Source organism: Pseudosporangium ferrugineum, assembly GCF_003002065.1.
Taxonomy (GTDB): domain Bacteria; phylum Actinomycetota; class Actinomycetes; order Mycobacteriales; family Micromonosporaceae; genus Actinoplanes; species Actinoplanes ferrugineus_A.
Genome location: NZ_PVZG01000002.1, coordinates 429960 through 447069, shown reverse-complemented (window position 1 = coordinate 447069; position 17110 = coordinate 429960). Strand labels below are relative to the sequence as shown.

Sequence of the window (17110 nt, the reverse complement as noted above, 5' to 3'; positions counted from 1 at the left end):
ACCGTGTCCCCGTGATCACTTCACGGGTGACCGGGCGGCCCGCTCCGCTGGCGGTCCGGGCCGCGGCCCTCTTCGACGGCGTCACGGGCACCCTCCGGCCCGACCCGCTGGTCATGGTGGACGGTGCGACCATCACCGCCGTCGACAGTGGCGCAGCCCCGCCGCCGTACGCGCGGGTGGTGGAGCTGCCGGGAGCGACCCTGCTGCCGGGCCTGATCGACACCCACCTGCACCTCGCTCTCGACGCGGGCGCCGACCCGGTCGCCGCCCTGGCCGCCCGGGACGGCGACGACGACGCCGTCGTCGCGGCCATGACCGGGGCCGCCCGCACCGCCCTGCGCGCCGGCATCACCACCGTCCGGGATCTCGGCGACCTGCGCCATCTCTCGCTGCGGCTGCGCGGCCGCGACGACCTGCCCACGATCGTCGCCGCCGGGCCGCCGGTCACCACCCCGGCCGGGCACTGCCACTTCCTCGGCGGTGGGGTCGAGCCGTCGCCGGACGCGGTACGGGCCGCCGTGGCCGACCGCGCCGCACGCGGCGCCGACGTCGTCAAGGTGATGGCCAGCGGCGGCCGGCTGACCCCGGGCACCCGCCAGGAGGTGTCCCAGTTCCCGCCGGACGTGCTGCGGGCCGCGGTGGACGAGGCGCACCGGCTCGGCCTGCCGGTCGTCGCGCACGCCCACGGCACCGCGGCCATCCGGGAGTCGCTGGACGCCGGGGTGGACGGCCTGGAGCACGTGACGTTCTGGAGCGCCGACGGCGTCGACGAGCCGGGCGAGCTCCTCGGCCGCATCGCGCGCAGCGGGGTCGCCGTGGGGATCACCGTCGGCAACGTGCCGGTCCCCGGAGCGGCGCCCTCGGCCGCGGTCCGGGCGCGCACGCCGGGGATCGTCGCGAACTTCCGCGGCCTGCACGCGGCCGGCGCACGGATGCTCGTGGGCACGGACGCGGGCATCGAGAACACCAAGCCGCACGACGTGCTGCCGTTCGCGGTCGCCCTGGCCGCCGACGTGCTGCTGGGCCCGGCCGGGGCGCTGCGCGCGGTCACCTCCGTCGCGGCCACGGCCTGCGGGCTCGGGTCGCGCAAGGGGCGCGTCGCCGCGGGCTTCGACGCCGATCTGGTGGCGGTGGACGGTGATCCGCTCGCCGACCCGGCCGCGCTGCGCACCGTCCGGTGGGTCCTCGCCCGCGGCCGGGAGGTCGCTGTCGGATAGCAGCACCCGTACGGGGTGGACGGCCACCACTGTGGAGGCTTCCATGGAGGAATGACCCCGTACTGGCTCGCGGCCGGCGCACTGTGGGTCCTCGTGCGGTGGTGCCGGCGGTACACCCGCCGCGTCCCGCCCGAGGGCCTGCGCTACCACCTGGCCGCGTACGGGGTGCTGTACCTGATCCCGATCGGCGCCGCCACCACGGCGTACTGCCTGCTCGACGCGGTGGTGCGGGTGGCCGGCGACGACCTCTCCGCGGGCACCCTCCTCGCCTGGCAGCGCCGCTTCGAGGCGGTGTCGGGGTTCTTCGCCGACCATCTCAAGCTGACCGAGCCCGAGGTGCTGCTCCTGCTGCTCGCGGTGCACGTGCTGACCTGCCTGCTGATCACCCGGCGGGAGCGGGCCGCGGCGGCCCTGCACCGCGGCGCGGACGCGTACACCCGCTACACCGGGCCGATCGCCGCCGGGCTGGCCACGCTGGCCGCGTTCACCCTGTTCGGGATGCAGCTCGGCACGCCCGCGACGGACCTGCGGCTGCGCCTGAAGGTGGCCCAGCAGGGGTACGCGGAGGTCAGCCGCGACCTCGACACGGCGTTGAACCGGGAGGTGGCCGGCCGCCTCTTCGACAAGATCCGGACCGGGCTGGGTCCGGCGTACGCCGATGCCCTCTCCCGCGAGACGACGATCAGCGACCTGCTCGACCGCCTCCAGGCGCGGTCCGCCCAGGCCCGCACCGAGTACGGGGTCCGCAACGCCGCGCTGGAACGGACCCTGGCCGCGGAGGCGGCCCGCCGGGCCCGCGCCGGCGCGCTGCCCGCCGAGCTCCGGGTCGACGGCACCGCCCGCGCCGGCCTGCCCGACCGGGTGAGCCCCGCGGAGGTGGCCGCCGGTCGCACGCCGGCCGCCGCGCTGCCCGAGCCCGGCGTCGACCTCGTCGCGGACGGCCGCAAGAAGGTCACCCTCCAGCTGGAGAAGCTGGTCAGCGAGCGCCTGTTGCAGGTGGCCAAGCCGCTGTTCGAGGCGGCGCCGATCACCGAGCCGCTCGTCCAGGCGTTCGCCGAGGCGATCGACCGGACGCTCCAGGACCGGCTGGCGCGGGCGTACGACCGGCTGCTCGCCCGGGCGCTCAGCGGCGCGCGGAACCTGCCCGCCGCGGTCGTCCGGGAGGCCACGGACATCGTCGCCCGCACCGACGTCGGCGAGCCGGTGGCGCGGCATGCCGCGGACGCGAACCGGCAGGTGGAGCTCCGGCGTCTGCTGATGACGAACCTGCAAGCGGGCAGCATCGAGATCGACCGGTCGGTGACGCGGGTGCGCGCGGCCCGGGAGGCGGCGGCCCGCAGGGCGGCGCCGCCGCGGCTCGGCGGGGTGCCGAAGGTCCCCGACCTGCGGCTGCCGCCCATCCGACCCTACGTGCCACCGCCCGAGTACTACCGCCCGCCGGGCTTCAGCGATCCGTATTTCCGGCCGCCGCCGGTGCGTCCCCCGGTCCGGCCTCCGGTCCGGCCGCCGCCGGTGCGACCCCCGGTCCGGCCGCCGATCATCTTCTGACGCGCCGCGTCGACCCACCGGCGAGGCCGTCCACCACGGTGGTCAGGTTGTGGGCGAAGCTCTCCGCCGGGTCGAGGTGGGCGCCCTCGATGACGAGCCGGGCGACCGTGGGATAGCGGCCGGTCTCCAGCATGCGGCTCAGGTAGGGGCCGAGCCCGGTCTGGAAGGCGGCCTCGTCGGTGCCGGTCGCGCGGACGGTGCGCCGCTCGGTGACCTCCCGGCGGACGGCGCCGACGAGGAAGGCGTTGAGGGCGCCGAGGGCCCGCTGAAGATCGTCGATGCCACGCACGGCGGGGGCCCGGCTCAGCGCCGCCGCCATCGCCTCGGCCACCGCGAGCCCGTGCGGCCCCAGGTGGGGCCGCCCGCCGAGCAGGTCGGCGAACCACTCGTGCTCGAGGGCGGCCGCGCGGGTGGCCTGCGCGACGGCCAGCACCGTCTCGCGCCAGCCGGACTGCCGGCCGGCCTCGGCGATCGGGGCGTACACCACGTCGACCATCAGGTCCAGCAGCTCGGACCGGCCGCGCACGTAGTCGTAGAGCCGCATCGGGCCGACGCCGAGCTCCTTCGCGAGCTTGCGGACCGACAGGCCGTCGAGGCCGTGCTCGTCGGCGAGCCGGATCGCCACGGTGGCGATCAGGTCGCGGCTCAACGGCACCGGCGCCGCCCGCGGCCGGGGCTCGGGGCGTTCCCAGACGGGCACGACTTCGCTACCGTACGGTGTATCCATGAGGTACATCGTACGGTAAGGGAGCGGGAATGAGAATCGCGATCGCCGGCGGCGGGCTCGGCGGCCTGACCCTGGCCAGGATCCTGCACCGGCACGGCATCGAGGCGGTCGTGTACGAGCGGGAGCCGCACCGGTCCGCGCGCCCGCAGGGCGGCATGCTCGACCTGCACCCGGAATCGGGCCAGCGGGCCCTGGCCGAGGCCGGCCTCACCGACGGGTTCCGCTCCTGGGCCCGGCCCGGGGGCGAGGAGCATCGCATCCTCGACCCGGCCGGCCGCACCCTCGTGCACCACACGCCGGAACCCGGCTCGTTCGCCGGCCGGCCCGAGATCGACCGGACCGTGCTGCGCGACCTGCTGCTCGACTCCCTCCCCGGCGGCACGGTCGCCTGGGGGCACCGGCTCACCGCGGCGGCCCCGCGGCCCGGCGGCGGCTGGGCGCTGACGTTCGACGGCGGCCACCGGGCCGACTGCGACCTCCTCGTCGGCGCGGACGGCGCCCGCTCGGCCGTCCGGCCGCTGCTGATGGAGGCCGACCTGATCCCCGTGGCCACCCTCGTGGAGCTGACCGTCCGGGACGCCGACCGGCGCCACCCCGGCCTGGCCGCGCTGGTCGGCCCCGGCAACCTGTGGTGCGTCGGGGTGAACCGGGTCCTGGCGGCGCAACGCACCGGCGACGGCAGCCTGCGCGTCGGCATCACCCTGCGCCCGGACGGCACCCCGATCGGGACCTACCGCAGCAGGGACGCCCTGCTGGACCTGTTCGCCGGCTGGGACCCGCGCCTCACGGCCCTCATCGAGGCCGCCGACACCCCGCCGGCGCCGCGCCCGATCCAGGCGATGCCCGCCGGCACCCGCTGGGCCGGCCGCCCGGACCTCACCCTCCTCGGCGATGCCGCGCACCTCATGCCGCCGGTCGGCGAGGGCGCCAACCAGGCCATGCTCGACGCCGCCGAACTCGCCGCGCGGCTGGCCGCCGACCCCGGCACTGCGATCCCGGCGTACGAGGAGGCGATGTTCGCCAGGATCGGGCCGATCGCCGAGATGTCCGCCCGCGTCCAGGCGATGATGCTGTCCCCCACCGCCGCCGGGGACATCACCCGCTTCTTCACCCGGCCGGCCGCGGACTCCACGCGCTGACCGCGATCCGCCCGGTGCTGCCCAGATCCAGCCCGTGCTCCGGCTCGACGACCTGAACGGGCCGGCCGGCCACCGGAGCGACCTCGAGGAACCGCACGGTCACCGGCGGCTCCCGGAGGTCGTCGTACGTGTTGCGCCACGCCAGGGTCGCGCCGGCCCGCTCCCTCGGCTCCAGCACCACCGGCCCGGGCGGCCCGTCCCCCGGCAGACCGCTCCCGGCGATCGTCGCGGCCCCGTGCAGGACCCGCACCCCGAGCGCGTTGCGGTCCGCGCCGAGCGCGCGCAGGCCCGGATAACCCTTCACCCGGTACGCCCGGGACCCACAGTTCACCAGCGAGAGCCCGAGCACCCGCAGCCCCGACGCGGCATCCCCCTGCCCCACCTCGACCCGCACGCCCTCCTCCGGACACCCCCGGCCCGCCGGCGCCGACGGCGCGGGCGCCGGGGAGACGGGCGCGGGCGGCTGCGTGCCGGCCGAGACCGGCGGCGGGCCGCAGCCGGCCAGGAGCACCCCGAGCGCGAGCGGCACGGCGAGTCGAGGGGCCCGGGGTCCGATCACCGGCACATTCTGCCCGCCCCCGGCAACCCGCGGCGGGTCAGCGGATGACGGAGGGGGACCAGCCCTGGGGGATGAAGATGCGGGGGGTGCCGCCGCCCGAGGCGTCGACCGTCCAGATGTCGGTGGTGCCGGACTTCACCGGGCCGGTGCGCAGGCCGTACAGGAGGTGGGTGTCGTCGAGCCATTCGGCCTGGTCGTCGACGCTGCGGGTTTCGGCGGTGAGGGTTTCTCGGGTGGTGCGGAGGTCGTAGACGGCGAGGCGCCATTCGCCGTCGGCGAGGGTGCCGTGCTTCTTGAAGGCGATGCGGGTGCCGTCCGGGGAGAGGGAGGGGCATTCCACGTCCCGGCGCAGGGCGGTCAGGGTGCGGGCCCGGACGCTGCCGCGGACGAGGTACGTGTGCCGGCCGGTGGCGGCCGTCGCGTAGAAGGTCTCGTCGTCGGCGAAGGTGACGCCCCAGAAGTTGCGGTCGGGGTTGCGGGTCACCCGGCCGTCGATGGTCAGGGTGTAGTTCTCGAGGTCGGTGCCGGCGCGGGTGTCGCCGACCGGCGTGATCGTCGTGCGGGTGGAGAACTTGCCGGGGCTGTTGTACGAGTCGCCGTAGACGAACGCCGTCGTGGCGACCAGGGCGCCGCTCGGCGAGAGGCGGGTGCGGCTCGACAGCCCCGGCGTCCGGAACAGGTCGTGGCCGGAGGTCCAGCCGGGGTCGAGCACGCGTACCCGGTAGGTGCGGGCGTTCAAGGTGGCCTCGGCGGCGAGGCAGACGGCGTGCGCGCGGGTCGCGTACACGCGGTCGCAGACGGCCGGGGTGACGGCCCGGGGCCCGCCCGCCGCGTCCACCGGCACCGCCGCGACGTGGCCCTCGGCCGGTCCCGGGGCGGTGCTGCGGAACACCACGTGCGGCCTCGCCGTGACGGCGGCCAGGTCGGCCGCGGTGTCGGCCCGGTCCGGCCCGGACGAGGCGCGGACGCGGTCGCCGTACGCCCGGGCCACGTACGCCACCGAACCGCCGACGGCGAGCAGCATGACCGCGAGGAACACGAAGGCGCGCACCCGGCGGCTGCGGGCCGGGTCGGCGGTCATCTCCCGGCCTCCGCGCTCCGCAGCAGCCAGGCGGCGGCGGGCAGCACGACGCCGAGCAGCGCCGCGAAGACGACGAGCCCGGTGCCGGGGCCGCTGACCGCCCACAGCGCGCCGAAGGCCACCGACGACGCGAAGCGGGCCACCACCACGGCCGTCTGCGCGGCGGCGATCCCGCTGGCCCGGGCCTCGTCGGCGACCAGCGGGCTGACCAGCGCGGGCAGGACCCCGTCCGTGGCGGCGTAGAAGCCACCCAGCAGCACCAGCGTCGCGACGACCGCGGCCACGCCGGGCACCGGACCGCCCGCGACGAGGTACGCGGCGAGCAGCGCCACGTGCCCGCCGACGAGCACCCGGGCCCGGCCGAGGCGGTCCGCGAGATGGCCCAGGGGCACCGCCAGCAGCAGGTAGACGGTGTTCGTGCCGACGTACAGGAGCGGGAAGAAGGTGGCGTCGAGGTCGGTGCGCTGTTGCAGCGACAGGTAGAGGAAGCCGTCGCCGACGGTCACGGCGCCGAGCAGGGCGCAGGCGACGACCGGGCGGCGCAGCCGGCGGCCGGTCAGTTCCCGCAGGATCCCGCGGGCGCGCAGCCGCGCCGCCGGCAGGGCCCGGCGGGCGGGCACGAACAGCACGAGAAGGGCGACGCCGATCGCCGCGACCGCGAAGGACACCACGAAGACCGAGTCGTAGCCGCCCGGGACCGCGGCGAGCAGGCCGAACGCGACCAGCGGCCCGAGTGCCGCCCCGACGGTGTCCAGCGCCCGGTGCACGCCGAAGGCGCGGCCCAGGTCCTCCCGGCGGGACGCGGCGGCGATCATGGCGTCGCGGGGCGCGGTGCGCAGGCCCTTGCCGAGCCGGTCCGCGGTCACCACGGCGGTGATCGCGAGGAAGGCGTGTGCGGGGAGCATCGCCAGCCGGCTCACCGCCGAGACGCCGTACCCGAGGACTGCGATCCACTTGGCGGCGCCGGTGCGGTCGCTGGCGTAGCCGCCGAGCATCCGTACCAGCGCGCTGACGCCCTGGTAGGCGCCGTCGAGGAAGCCGTACGCCACGTAGCCGAGGCCCAGCTCGGCGGTCAGGTACAGCGGGAGGACGGCGGCGACCATCTCCGAGGAGACGTCGGTGAACATGCTGACGAGGCCGAGCAGCACCACGGTCGAGGCGACCCGGCGGCGGACGGCGCCGGGGCCGGGGGTGTCACCGGCGTCTCCGGCGGGCCGGTCCCGCAGCGACACGTACACTCTGCCCACTGTCGCAGCTCGGCGGCGCCGGAACGGCCGGAACTCCCGGTTCGCAACCGTGGGGCACCGCGCCGGGCGCCCCGGGACCGGCACTGTGGTCCGGTGAAGTCCGGACCCGTCTCCCGTCCCCGCGGCCGCACGAGCTTCCTGCTCGGGCTGCTGGTCGTCGTGCTGCTCCCGGCCGGCGCCTTCGCCGCGGCCGGTGGCATGGCCGGCGCCGGCCGTCCCGCCCGTACGGCCGCGCCGCAGCAGCTCGCCGACGGCGAGGGCGAGCTCATCGCCGCCGTCGGGGACATCGCGTGCGCGCCGACGAACCCCGTGTACCGCGGCGGCGAGGGCAGCACGGCCGGCTGCAAGGAGAACAACGTCGCGGACCTGCTCGCCGGGCAGCGCCTGGCCGCGTTCCTGCCGCTGGGCGACCTGCAGTACGAGAACGGCACGCACGACGAGTTCGCCAACGTGTACGACCAGTTCTTCGGCGGCTACAAGGCGATCACCAGGCCGGTGCCGGGCAACCACGAGTACAAGACGGCGAACGGCGCGGGCTACTACGACTACTTCGGGGTCGTGGCGCAGGAGAAGAACTCGTACCAGGTGCCGGGGACGTACAGCTACAACGTCGGCAAGTGGCACCTGATCGCCATCAACTCGGTCCTGTGCAGCCCCGGGACGCCCTGCGACGACAACAGCGCGCTGCTGCGGTGGCTGAAGGCCGACCTCGCCGCGAATCCGGCCTCGTGCACGCTCGCGTACTGGCACCACCCGCTGTGGTCGGCCGGCGCGCACGGCGCGTACGCGCCCATGACCCCGGTCTGGAACACCCTGCTCGACGCGGGCGCCGACGTGATCCTCACCAGCCACGACCACAACTACCAGCGGTTCGCGCCGCTGGGGCGGGCCACCGCCACCAGCTCCACCACGATGGCCCCGCCGGTCGTGGTCCCCGAGGCGGAGGGCATGCGCACGTTCATCGTCGGCACCGGCGGCGCCAACAACTACTCGGTGGCCACCGACGCCCAGCGTCCCGACCTCGCGGGTTCGGTCGAGACCAGCTACGCCGGCAGCGCGATCGCGCTCTTCGGCATGCTGTTCCTGCGCCTCGGCGACGGCCGGTACGAGTGGAGCTTCAGCCAGGCCGCCCCCGCCCCGATCAGCTACTCCGACGCCGGTGTGGGCACATGTCACTGATCACGTACGCGCTCCGGCGCCCGCTGTCCCTGCTCGCCGTCCTCCTCGTCGCCCTGGGGCTCGGGGTCGTGGGCGCGACCACGGCCGCGGCGGCCACCCGCGTCGCGCCGCCGTCGGCGTTCAAGGCCGTCGCCGGCAACGGCAAGGTCAGCCTGTCCTGGACGGCGGCCCGCGGCTCGACCGGCGTCGACGTCCTGCGCAACGGCGTCGTCGTCGCGCAGAAGGTCCGCGGCACCCGCTGGTCCTCGGCCGTGGTGCGCAACGGCCTCACGTACAAGTACGTCCTGCGCAGCGTCGACGCGAAGGGGCGCCGGTCGAAGAACAGCGCCGTCCGCACCGTCACGCCGCTGGCGGCACCGCCGGGGCTGACCGGGGTCGCGATCCGCCACCAGAACCGCCAGGTCACCGTCACGTGGAACCGGCCGGCGAACACGCTGGCCGCGACCGTACGGGCGGTGGTCAACGGTTCCCGCAAGGCCGCCGTACCGGCCGCCGACGGGCTGCTGGTGGTCACCGGGCTCACCAACGACCGCTCGTACGCGCTCAACGTCGAGGCCGTCAACCGCAACGGCACCGCCTCCGTGCCGGCTCGCCTCACCGCCGTGCCCACCGCCGCCGAGCAGCGCAGCGCCTTCGGCCTCACCGCCGTGGCGAGCGACGCGCGGGTCGCCCTGACCTGGCTTCCGGTCGCCGGCGCCCAGCGCTACCTGCTCTTCCGCAACGCGAAGCAGATCAAGACCGTCGAGGCGCCGGCGACCGCGTACACCGACGCCGGCCTGCCGAACGCCGCCGCGTACCGCTACCAGGTGAAGGTCGTCGTCTCCGGGCAGGTGTCCGCCTTCTCCCCGGCCAAGGCCGCCACGCCCTACGCCGTGCCGTCCGTTCCCGGGCCGGTGAGCGCGCGCGCCGGCGACGGCGCGGTGGAGCTGTCCTGGCCGGCGCCGGTGAACCCGGTGGCCGCCTACGAGCTGTTCCGCGACGGCCTCAAGATCGCCGACGTGCCCGGTGCCGCGGTGACGTACGTGGACTCGGGGCTGGTCAACGGCACCCGGTACGCGTACAGCCTGCGGCCGTACAACGCCAATCAGGTCGCCGGGCCGGGCAGCGTCGCGGTGGCCGCGGTCCCCTCCCCGGATCCGCTGCCGCCGGCCGCCCCGACCGCCGCCGCGGGCGACGACAAGGTGACCCTGACGTGGCCCGCCGGCGGCACCGGCCGGTGGCTGCTGCGGCGCGACGGGGTCGTCCTCGGCGGCCTGCTGACCCGGACCGGCTTCGTCGACACGTCGGCCGCGAACGGCATCACCTACCGGTACGCCCTCATCGCCGTCGGCGCCGACGGCCGGCAGTCGCCGCCGTCCGCCGAGGCGACCGCGACGCCGCGGGTCGTCCCCCCGTCCGCCCCGACCGGCCTGCAGGCGGTCGCCGGCAACACCGAGGTCACGCTGACCTGGACGGTGCCCGCGCAGGCGCCGGCCCGCTACCGCGTGTTCCGCGACGGGACCCGGTTCACCGAGGTGGACGGCCCGCCGGTCCGCGACGGCGCCCTCGACAACGGCACCACCTACCGCTACACGGTCACCGCGCTCGACTCGCGGGGCAACGAGTCCGGACCCTCGGGCGCCGTCACCGCGACCCCGGCCGCGCCGCCCGTGCAGGCTCCCGCGGTCACCGCCGAGGAGCGGCACGAGGAGGCCCTGCTGCACTTCACGCCGGCGCCGGGCAAGGTCGCCGCGAGCTGGCGGGTGCTGCGCGACGGGGTGGAGATCGCCACGACCGTACGCCCGGAGCTGACCGCCCGCGAGCTGACCGACGGGACGCCGTACCGCTTCCAGGTGCAGTCCGTGTACGCCGACGGCACGACGTCCCCCCTGTCGCCCATCGCCGTGGTGGTGCCGCGGGCCCCGTGGCGCGCGATCGCCGTCGGCGGCGCGTTCGCCTGCGGCGTGCACATCGACGGCACCGCCCGCTGCTGGGGCGGCAACGACAGCCGCCAGCTCGGTGACGGCTCGACCGTCGCCGCGGCGAGCGGTCCCGTCGTCGTGGCCGGCCCGGCCGGCGTCACCCGGGTGGCCGCGGGCTCCCGGCACGCCTGCGCCGTCGACGGCACCGGCGACCTGTGGTGCTGGGGCGCGGTCCTCGGCGACCCGGGCAGCACCGCCCGCGCGGAGCGGGTCGGCGGCCTGGCCGGCGTCACCGCCGTCGGCGCGGGCGGCGCGACCACCTGCGCCGTCACCGCCGGCGAGGTGTGGTGCCTCGGCGACGGCACCGACGGCCAGCTCGGCGGCGCCCCGACCGGCGGCGTGCCGGTCCGGGTGACGCTGCCCGCCGCCGCCACCGACGTCGCCGTCGGCGGTCACCACGCGTGCGCCCTGCTCGCCGACGCCACGGTCGCCTGCTGGGGCGCCGACGACGCCGGCCAGCGCTCCGGCTCGCCCTCGGCGGAGCGGGCGCCGGCCCGGGTCGACGGCCTCACCGGCGTCACCGCGGTCTCCGCCGGCACCGACCACACCTGCGTCCTGCTCGGCGCCGCGGTGTCCTGCTTCGGCGCCGGCGACGCCGGTCAGCTCGGGCACGCCGGCACCGGCCCGGGGACCGTGGACGTGCCCGCGGCCACCGGGGTCAGCGCGGGGCACCGCTACACCTGCGTGAGCCTGCTGTCCGGCGAGGCCCGCTGCTTCGGCGCGGGCGGCGCGGGCCAGCTCGGGGACGGCGCGGGCGTGGACCGTACGGAACCGGTCGCGGTGCTGAATCTCGACGACGCCACCGCGGTCGCCGCCGGGGCCGGAGCCACGACCTGCGCCCTGACCCGCGACGGCTCGCTGTGGTGCTTCGGCGACGACGGCGCCGGCCAGCACGGCACCGGCGACGACGGCCGGATGTCGCAGCCCAGCGCCCCGATCGTCGGCCTCGCCGGCACCACGAAGATCGCCATGGGTACGGACGCGAGCTGCGTCGTCCGCGACAACGCCGTGTGGTGCTGGGGCCGCAACCGCCTCGGCGCCGCCGGCGGGCAGCCGGGCGTGCCCAGGCCGGGCCCGGTGCAGGTGGAGCTGCCCGCGGGCGTCGTGCCCCGGACGGTGGCCGTCGGCGCCGCGACCGCCTGCGCCGCGACCACCACCAACGAGCTGTACTGCTGGGGCGCCAACGACGCGGGCCAGGCCGGTCAGCCGGCCGCGGAGTCCGTGGGCGTGTCCAAGGTGGCGATCGCCGGTGCCAGCGAGATCGCGGTCGGCGACAAGGTGACCTGCGCACGCCGCGGCAACGGCACGCTGTGGTGCTTCGGCCGCTCGGACCTGCTCGGCGCGGACCTGACCGGCGCGGACCCGCACCCGGCGCCGGCCCAGGTGCTCGGCGACGACGGCACGCCGCTGGGCGGCCTGTCCCAGATCGCCGTCGGCTACCGGCACGCGTGCACCGCGGAGAACTACGCGACCAGCAATCCGGCCTCCGGTGCCGTCTGGTGCTTCGGCGAGAACGGCGACAACCAGCTCGGGGTGGCCGGCACCAGCCCGCGCGCCCGCAAGATCCCGGATCTGGCCGGCGTGATCAACCTGGCCGGTGGCCGGGCGCACACGTGCGCGGTCGCGCTGCTGCCGAGCCGGGCCCTGTGGTGCTTCGGCGCCAACAACGCCGGCCAGCTGGGCCTCGGCGACCGTACGGACCGCGCCGTGCCGACCGCGGTGCCGCAGATGTCGGCCTCCCGGGCCGTGGCGTGGGGCGACGTCACCTGCGTCAAGAGCCCCAACGCGCAGGGCTGGTGCTTCGGCGCCGGGTCGAGCGGGCAGGTCGGCAACGGCCTGCTGCGCGAGGCGGAACCGGTGGCGCAGGTGGTCTACGACAACAACGGCATCCTGCCGGCGGCGTCGTTCGCCACCAACGGCACGGCGAGCTGCGCGGCGACGACCTCGGGCGCGGTGTCCTGCTGGGGCCTGCGGACGCTGACCTCGTTCGGCGAGGGACCGGTGCTCGGCTACCCCGGCAAGCACGTGCTCGACTGATCAGCCGGCGACCACCAGCGCCTGGGGCGCCGCCTGCTTGATCCGGGTACGCAGCCACGTGAGCTGCACCGCCGTCTCGCCCTCGCAGCGCCCGACGACCCGCTGGAGCTCCCGGTCGCGGGCGCCGCGGGCGGCCTGGCCGACCACGGTCCAGCAGATGTCGCACTCCGCGGCCATCAGGTAGAGGTCCTGCAGGTCGCGCAGCAGGCCGATTCCCCCGGTACGGGTGCCGCCGAACAGCTCGGAGTGCAGCCGGTCCGGCTCGTCGGGCGCCTCCTCGGCGTACCGCCGGGCGAAGGGTTCGAGCAGTTCCGCGTGGGTGTCGCAGACCTGGGCCTGCCGGTGGCACAGGTGAAAGACGTCGGGCTCGGCCGCGTGCGCCCCGGCGACCTCGCGGAAGGCGCCGGCCAGGGTGGACTGCGCGCGGTGCAGCAGGCCGAGGTAGTGGGCGAGGTGCATCGTCAGTCTCCGTTGCGGGACAGCCGGGCCACGCGGACGGCGGCGGTCTTGAACAGGGGTTGCTTGGAGACCGGGTCCCAGGCGGTGACGGTCAGCTCGTTGGCCGCCCGCGGGGTCCGCCCGGCCGGGTCGACGTCGAAGTAGCCGTAGTGGAACGGCACGAACACCACGCCGGGCCGCACCCGGCCGATGCGGGCCGTCACCTCGATCGCGCCGCGCGGCGAGGCGACGCCGACGAGGTCGCCGTCCGCGATGCCGTACCGGGCCGCGTCGTCCGCGTGCAGTTCGATCCAGGCGTCCGGGGCGGCGTCGTTGAGCTGCGGCGCCCGGCCCGTCTTCGTACGCGTGTGGAACTGGTACACCGTGCGTCCCGTGGTCAGCAGCAGCGGATATTCGTCGCTGGTGACCTCGGCGGACGGCTGGTACGCGGCGGCGTGCAGGAACGCGCGCCCGCCGGGCTCCCGCGCCCGGTACTCCCGCTCGGTGAACTCGGCGCCGGTGGCGAGGTCGTGGCCGTACGTCTCGCAGTAGTCCGGGTCGGTGGAGAAGACGCCGTCGGTGTAGAGCCGCTCGGTGCCCTCCGGACGCCGCTCGTCGCACGGCCACTGGATGCCGCTGCCGCCGCGCAGCCTGTCGTACGTGATGCCGGTGTAGTCGCACGGCCGCCCGCGCGAGCACTCCTTCCACGCCTCGAACACGTCCTCGGGGGTCCGCCACGTGATCAGCGGGTTGCCGTCGCGGTCGCGGAAGTCCATCCGCCGGGCGTAGTCGAGGAAGATGTCGAGGTCGGGCCGCGCCTCGCCGGGCGGCTCCACGGCCTTCTCGCTGAGGTGGACCGTACGGTCGACGCTGGTGAACGTCCCCCGCTTCTCGCCCCAGGTGGCGGCGGGCAGCACCACGTCGGCGAGTTCCGCCGTCTCGGTGAGGAACAGGTCCTGCACGACGACGAACAGCTCCGGCGCCGCCAGGATGCGGCGGATCCGGGCCAGCTCCGGCAGGGACACCGCCGGGTTGGTGGCGCTGATCCACAGCAGCTTGATCGAGCCCTGCTCGGCGTAGCGGAAGATCTGCATGGCGTGCGTCGGCGGCGCCCAGTGCGGGATCGTGTCCGGCTCGACGTTCCACAGCTCGGCGAGCTGCCGGATGTGCCGCTCGTTGTCCCAGTTGCGCAGCCCGGGCAGGTCGCCGTCGGCGCCGCACTCGCGGGCGTTCTGGGCCGTCGGCTGGCCGTTCATCTGGTAGATGCCCGCGCCGGGCCGGCCGATCATGCCCCGCAGCAGGTGCAGGTTGTTGACGGCGCAGGCCGCGGCGGTGGCCTGATTGGACTGGTAGAAGCCCTGGAGCACGGTCGACAGCAGCCGCCCGGAGGTGCCCACCAGCTCGGCCGCGCGTTCCACGTCGGCGGCGGGGACGTCGCAGATCTCCGCCACCCGCGCGGGCGGGTAGCCGTCGGTGACCCGGCAGAGCTCGTCGAAGCCGATCGTGTGCGCGGCGACGTACCGCTCGTCGTACCAGCCGCGCCGGACGATCTCGCGCAGCAGCCCGTTGAGCAGGGCCAGGTTGGTGCCGGCGCGCACCGCCAGATGCAGGTCGGCCTCGCGCGCCACCGGCGTCAGCCGCGGGTCGACGGCCAGCATCGCGGGCGGGTTCGGCCCCCGCCGGCGGTCGAGCATGCGCATCCACAGGACGGTCTGGGTCTCGGCGACGTTGTGTCCCCACAGGGCGATCGCGTCGCAGTGGTCCACGTCGGTGTACGAGCCCGGCTGCCCGTCGGTGCCGAAGCTCGCCTTCATCGACGCGGCGGCCGTCGCCGTGCAGAGCCGGGTGTTGCCGTCCATGTGCGGGGTGCCGATACCGGCCTTGCCGATCACGCCGAGGGTGTAGTACTCCTCCAGGAACAGCTGGCCGCTGGTGTAGAAGCCGAAGTGCCCCCAGCCGCCCGGCCCGTCGAGCAGCTCCCGCGAGCGGGCGGTGATCCGGCCCATCGCGGTGTCCCAGTCGCTCTCCACCAGCCGGCCGCCCTCGCGGACCAGCGGGCGGGTGAGCCGGTCGGGGCTGTTGTTCGCCTGCCAGCCGTACAGGTCCTTGGGGTCGAGGCGGCCGCGGTTGATCCGGTCGGCGGCGCGGCCGCGCACCCCGGCGATGCGCCCGTCCTTCACGGCGATGTCCATCGCGTCGCCGTTGGAGTGCAGGATCGAGGCGGACTGGTACCACCCGTCCACGTCGTCCTCGGCGAGGCCGCCGCCGAGGAACAGGTCGACGCGCTCCGGCCAGGGCTCCCCCGGCCCGTACGGTGTGCGCGGCCCCCACGGGTCGGCGATGCGGTCCACCACGACGCCCTCCTCACGATCGGGTCCCGGGCCCAGTCCACCACGGCCGGCGGCGGCGTGCAGGACTGAACACGCCACCCGCGGGTACGCCGGCACCCGGAGGTGGTGCGGCATGGCGAAGCGAACGGTGTCCGACGTCCTGGTGGAGCGCCTGACGGCCTCTACGACGCCAAGCTCGACTCCCAGCCGGTCGTGGCGATCGTCGGCCAGCAGACCTCGACCGTGCTGGGCAGCGCGTACCAGCAGGAGATCGACCTGGTCCGGCTCTTCGGCGACGTCTGCGCCCAGTTCGTACAGGCGGCCCACACGAGCGAGCAGGTGCCGATGCTCATCGACAAGGCGTTCCGCACCGCGCTGGCGACCCGCGGCCCCACCTGCGTCGTCCTGCCGCACGACGTGCAGAGCGCCGCCCCGCCGGACCCGGCCGCGAAGGAGCACGGCGTCCTGGTGACCAGCCCGGGCCTGCGCCCGGCCCACGTCCTGCCGCACGACGACGACGTCCGGGCTGCCGCCGGGGCAGCCCACGGAGAAGATCCGGCCGATGTACGAAGGTCTTGCCGCCGAGGACACCGCCGTCGCCCGGCGCGCGGAGGCGTACCTGCGGCGGGAGCGCGCCGGCGAGGGCTACGACGACGGGCCTATGCCACCGCCGCGGTGAAGGCGGCGGTGCGGACCCGGCCGGCCACCTGGAAGTCGAAGAACATGCGGTAGCGGCCCGGTCCCGGCGCGGCGAGCCAGAACTTCACCGCGCCGGCGACCGGCTGCGGTTCCGGGTGCACGTGGACGTAGCCGAGGTCGCCCTCGCGGAAGACGACGAGGTGGCCGTACGCGCCGAGGTAGGGCTCCAGCGCGGCCGGCTTCCCGTCCGGCCCGGTGACGCTCATCAGCAGCGGCTGGGTCGTGTCCGTCCGCGGCGTACCGGTGAACCGGGCCGTGAAGCCGTCGACCGTCGCCGTGGTCGCCGGGGCCGGGAGGGCGACCGGCCGGTAGGCGCCCGGCACGGTCAGGTCGGTGCCCAGCACGGCGGCGATCTGCTGACCGCCGAGGATCGCGGTGAAGTCGGCGACCGCCCGGTAGCTGCCCGGCCCGGCCAGCGTGAGGTCGATGCTCCAGGTGCCGTCGGGGGCCATGACCGGGTGCACGTGCCGGTAGCCGGTCAGGTCGCGCCGGATCACGGCCAGGTGCAGAAGCTTGTCGTGCACCGGCGTGTACGTCGTGACCGGCGCCCCGCCCGCCGCGGTGATCCGGAACGCGAAGGCCTGCCGCCGCCCGGCCGCGAACGTGGTGGCCCGCGGCGCCAGGGTGAGGCCGGAGGCGGTACGGGCGAACCCGCCGACCGCCGGACCGGTGACGGCCGCCGCGCCGCTGCCGGCGTGCACGTGCGCCGCCGTGGCGCCGCCCGGCGCGGGTGAACCCGCCATGTACTGCACGTAGCCCGCGCTCGGCGCCGGGGCCGGCTGCGCCCCACCGGTGCCCGTGACGCGGCCGAGGCCGAAGCCGGCGAGCAGGGCCAGGCCGACCGCCGCGCCGGACACGAAGCCGGAGCGGCCGGCGGCGGGGGCGGGTGCGCCCTCCCCCACCGGCGCGGCCCACTCGGCCACCTCCCGGCCCGTCGTCGTCATGGTC

At 75.8% G+C, this 17110-nt stretch carries 13 protein-coding genes; 6 read left to right on the top strand and 7 right to left on the bottom strand.

Translation table 11 applies throughout. The annotated features are described in order from the left end of the window. The first annotated feature begins 11 nt into the window (after positions 1-11). Both CLV70_RS06175 and CLV70_RS06170 read left to right on the top strand, forming a co-directional pair. Complete coding sequence (locus tag CLV70_RS06175) at positions 12-1217, top strand: amidohydrolase family protein (RefSeq protein ID WP_245908056.1); 1206 nt, start codon at positions 12-14, stop codon at positions 1215-1217. A 51-nt stretch (positions 1218-1268) separates the two neighbouring features. Beyond that, entirely contained in the window at positions 1269-2765 is a 1497-nt protein-coding gene (locus CLV70_RS06170; RefSeq protein ID WP_106125372.1) for a hypothetical protein, read from the top strand. Here the strand turns inward: CLV70_RS06170 and CLV70_RS06165 are convergent. Continuing rightward, positions 2755-3492 carry a TetR/AcrR family transcriptional regulator gene (locus CLV70_RS06165; protein WP_245908055.1) on the bottom strand — a complete coding sequence of 246 codons (738 nt, stop codon included), beginning with the start codon at positions 3490-3492 and terminating at the stop codon, positions 2755-2757. The genes CLV70_RS06170 and CLV70_RS06165 overlap by 11 nt on opposite strands. 29 nt (positions 3493-3521) lie before the next feature. On the opposite strand from CLV70_RS06165, the gene CLV70_RS06160 reads away from it, so the two are divergent. Beyond that, a complete protein-coding gene (locus CLV70_RS06160; protein WP_106125370.1) occupies positions 3522-4631 on the top strand; it encodes an FAD-dependent oxidoreductase in 1110 nt (369 codons plus the stop codon). Here the strand turns inward: CLV70_RS06160 and CLV70_RS06155 are convergent. Genes CLV70_RS06155 through CLV70_RS06145 form a run of 3 tightly spaced genes read right to left on the bottom strand, consistent with a single transcriptional unit; the run spans position 4600 to position 7518 of the window. Next, entirely contained in the window at positions 4600-5190 is a 591-nt protein-coding gene (locus CLV70_RS06155) for a DUF4232 domain-containing protein (RefSeq protein ID WP_158277719.1), read from the bottom strand. The genes CLV70_RS06160 and CLV70_RS06155 overlap by 32 nt on opposite strands. 37 nt (positions 5191-5227) lie before the next feature. Continuing rightward, positions 5228-6271 carry a TolB-like translocation protein gene (locus CLV70_RS06150; RefSeq protein ID WP_106125368.1) on the bottom strand — a complete coding sequence of 348 codons (1044 nt, stop codon included), beginning with the start codon at positions 6269-6271 and terminating at the stop codon, positions 5228-5230. Beyond that, positions 6268-7518, bottom strand: a complete 1251-nt coding sequence (locus CLV70_RS06145) for an MFS transporter (RefSeq protein WP_245908054.1) — start codon at positions 7516-7518, stop codon at positions 6268-6270. Before CLV70_RS06145 ends, CLV70_RS06150 begins: the two co-directional genes overlap by 4 nt. A gap of 93 nt (positions 7519-7611) precedes the next feature. Between CLV70_RS06145 and CLV70_RS06140 the strand changes: the two genes are divergently transcribed. After that, on the top strand, positions 7612-8697 hold the full coding sequence (locus tag CLV70_RS06140) for a metallophosphoesterase family protein (protein WP_106125367.1): 1086 nt from the start codon (positions 7612-7614) through the stop codon (positions 8695-8697). Continuing rightward, a complete protein-coding gene (locus CLV70_RS06135) occupies positions 8688-12695 on the top strand; it encodes a hypothetical protein (protein WP_106125366.1) in 4008 nt (1335 codons plus the stop codon). The genes CLV70_RS06140 and CLV70_RS06135 overlap by 10 nt, the downstream gene beginning before the upstream one ends. Here the strand turns inward: CLV70_RS06135 and CLV70_RS06130 are convergent, their stop codons facing one another. Together CLV70_RS06130 and CLV70_RS06125 are read right to left on the bottom strand one after the other, a co-directional pair. Further along, positions 12696-13154 carry a hypothetical protein gene (locus tag CLV70_RS06130; protein WP_106125365.1) on the bottom strand — a complete coding sequence of 153 codons (459 nt, stop codon included), beginning with the start codon at positions 13152-13154 and terminating at the stop codon, positions 12696-12698. It abuts the gene before it with no gap. Positions 13155-13156: 2 nt separating this feature from the next. Then, positions 13157-15487 carry a molybdopterin oxidoreductase family protein gene (locus CLV70_RS06125; protein WP_106125619.1) on the bottom strand — a complete coding sequence of 777 codons (2331 nt, stop codon included), beginning with the start codon at positions 15485-15487 and terminating at the stop codon, positions 13157-13159. A gap of 102 nt (positions 15488-15589) precedes the next feature. Between CLV70_RS06125 and CLV70_RS06120 the strand changes: the two genes are divergently transcribed. Then, a complete protein-coding gene (locus tag CLV70_RS06120) occupies positions 15590-16195 on the top strand; it encodes a thiamine pyrophosphate-binding protein (RefSeq protein WP_245908053.1) in 606 nt (201 codons plus the stop codon). Here the strand turns inward: CLV70_RS06120 and CLV70_RS06115 are convergent. Beyond that, a complete protein-coding gene (locus tag CLV70_RS06115) occupies positions 16123-17106 on the bottom strand; it encodes a hypothetical protein (RefSeq protein WP_245908052.1) in 984 nt (327 codons plus the stop codon). The genes CLV70_RS06120 and CLV70_RS06115 overlap by 73 nt on opposite strands. Positions 17107-17110 lie beyond the last annotated feature (4 nt).

Coding starts and splice junctions, on each gene's coding strand:
- CLV70_RS06150 (WP_106125368.1), bottom strand. CDS start 6,271: ATGACCGCCGACCCGGCCCGCAGCCGCCGGGTGCGCGCCTTCGTGTTC.
- CLV70_RS06170 (WP_106125372.1), top strand. CDS start 1,269: ATGACCCCGTACTGGCTCGCGGCCGGCGCACTGTGGGTCCTCGTGCGG.
- CLV70_RS06115 (WP_245908052.1), bottom strand. CDS start 17,106: ATGACGACGACGGGCCGGGAGGTGGCCGAGTGGGCCGCGCCGGTGGGG.
- CLV70_RS06130 (WP_106125365.1), bottom strand. CDS start 13,154: ATGCACCTCGCCCACTACCTCGGCCTGCTGCACCGCGCGCAGTCCACC.
- CLV70_RS06165 (WP_245908055.1), bottom strand. CDS start 3,492: ATGGATACACCGTACGGTAGCGAAGTCGTGCCCGTCTGGGAACGCCCC.
- CLV70_RS06160 (WP_106125370.1), top strand. CDS start 3,522: ATGAGAATCGCGATCGCCGGCGGCGGGCTCGGCGGCCTGACCCTGGCC.
- CLV70_RS06135 (WP_106125366.1), top strand. CDS start 8,688: ATGTCACTGATCACGTACGCGCTCCGGCGCCCGCTGTCCCTGCTCGCC.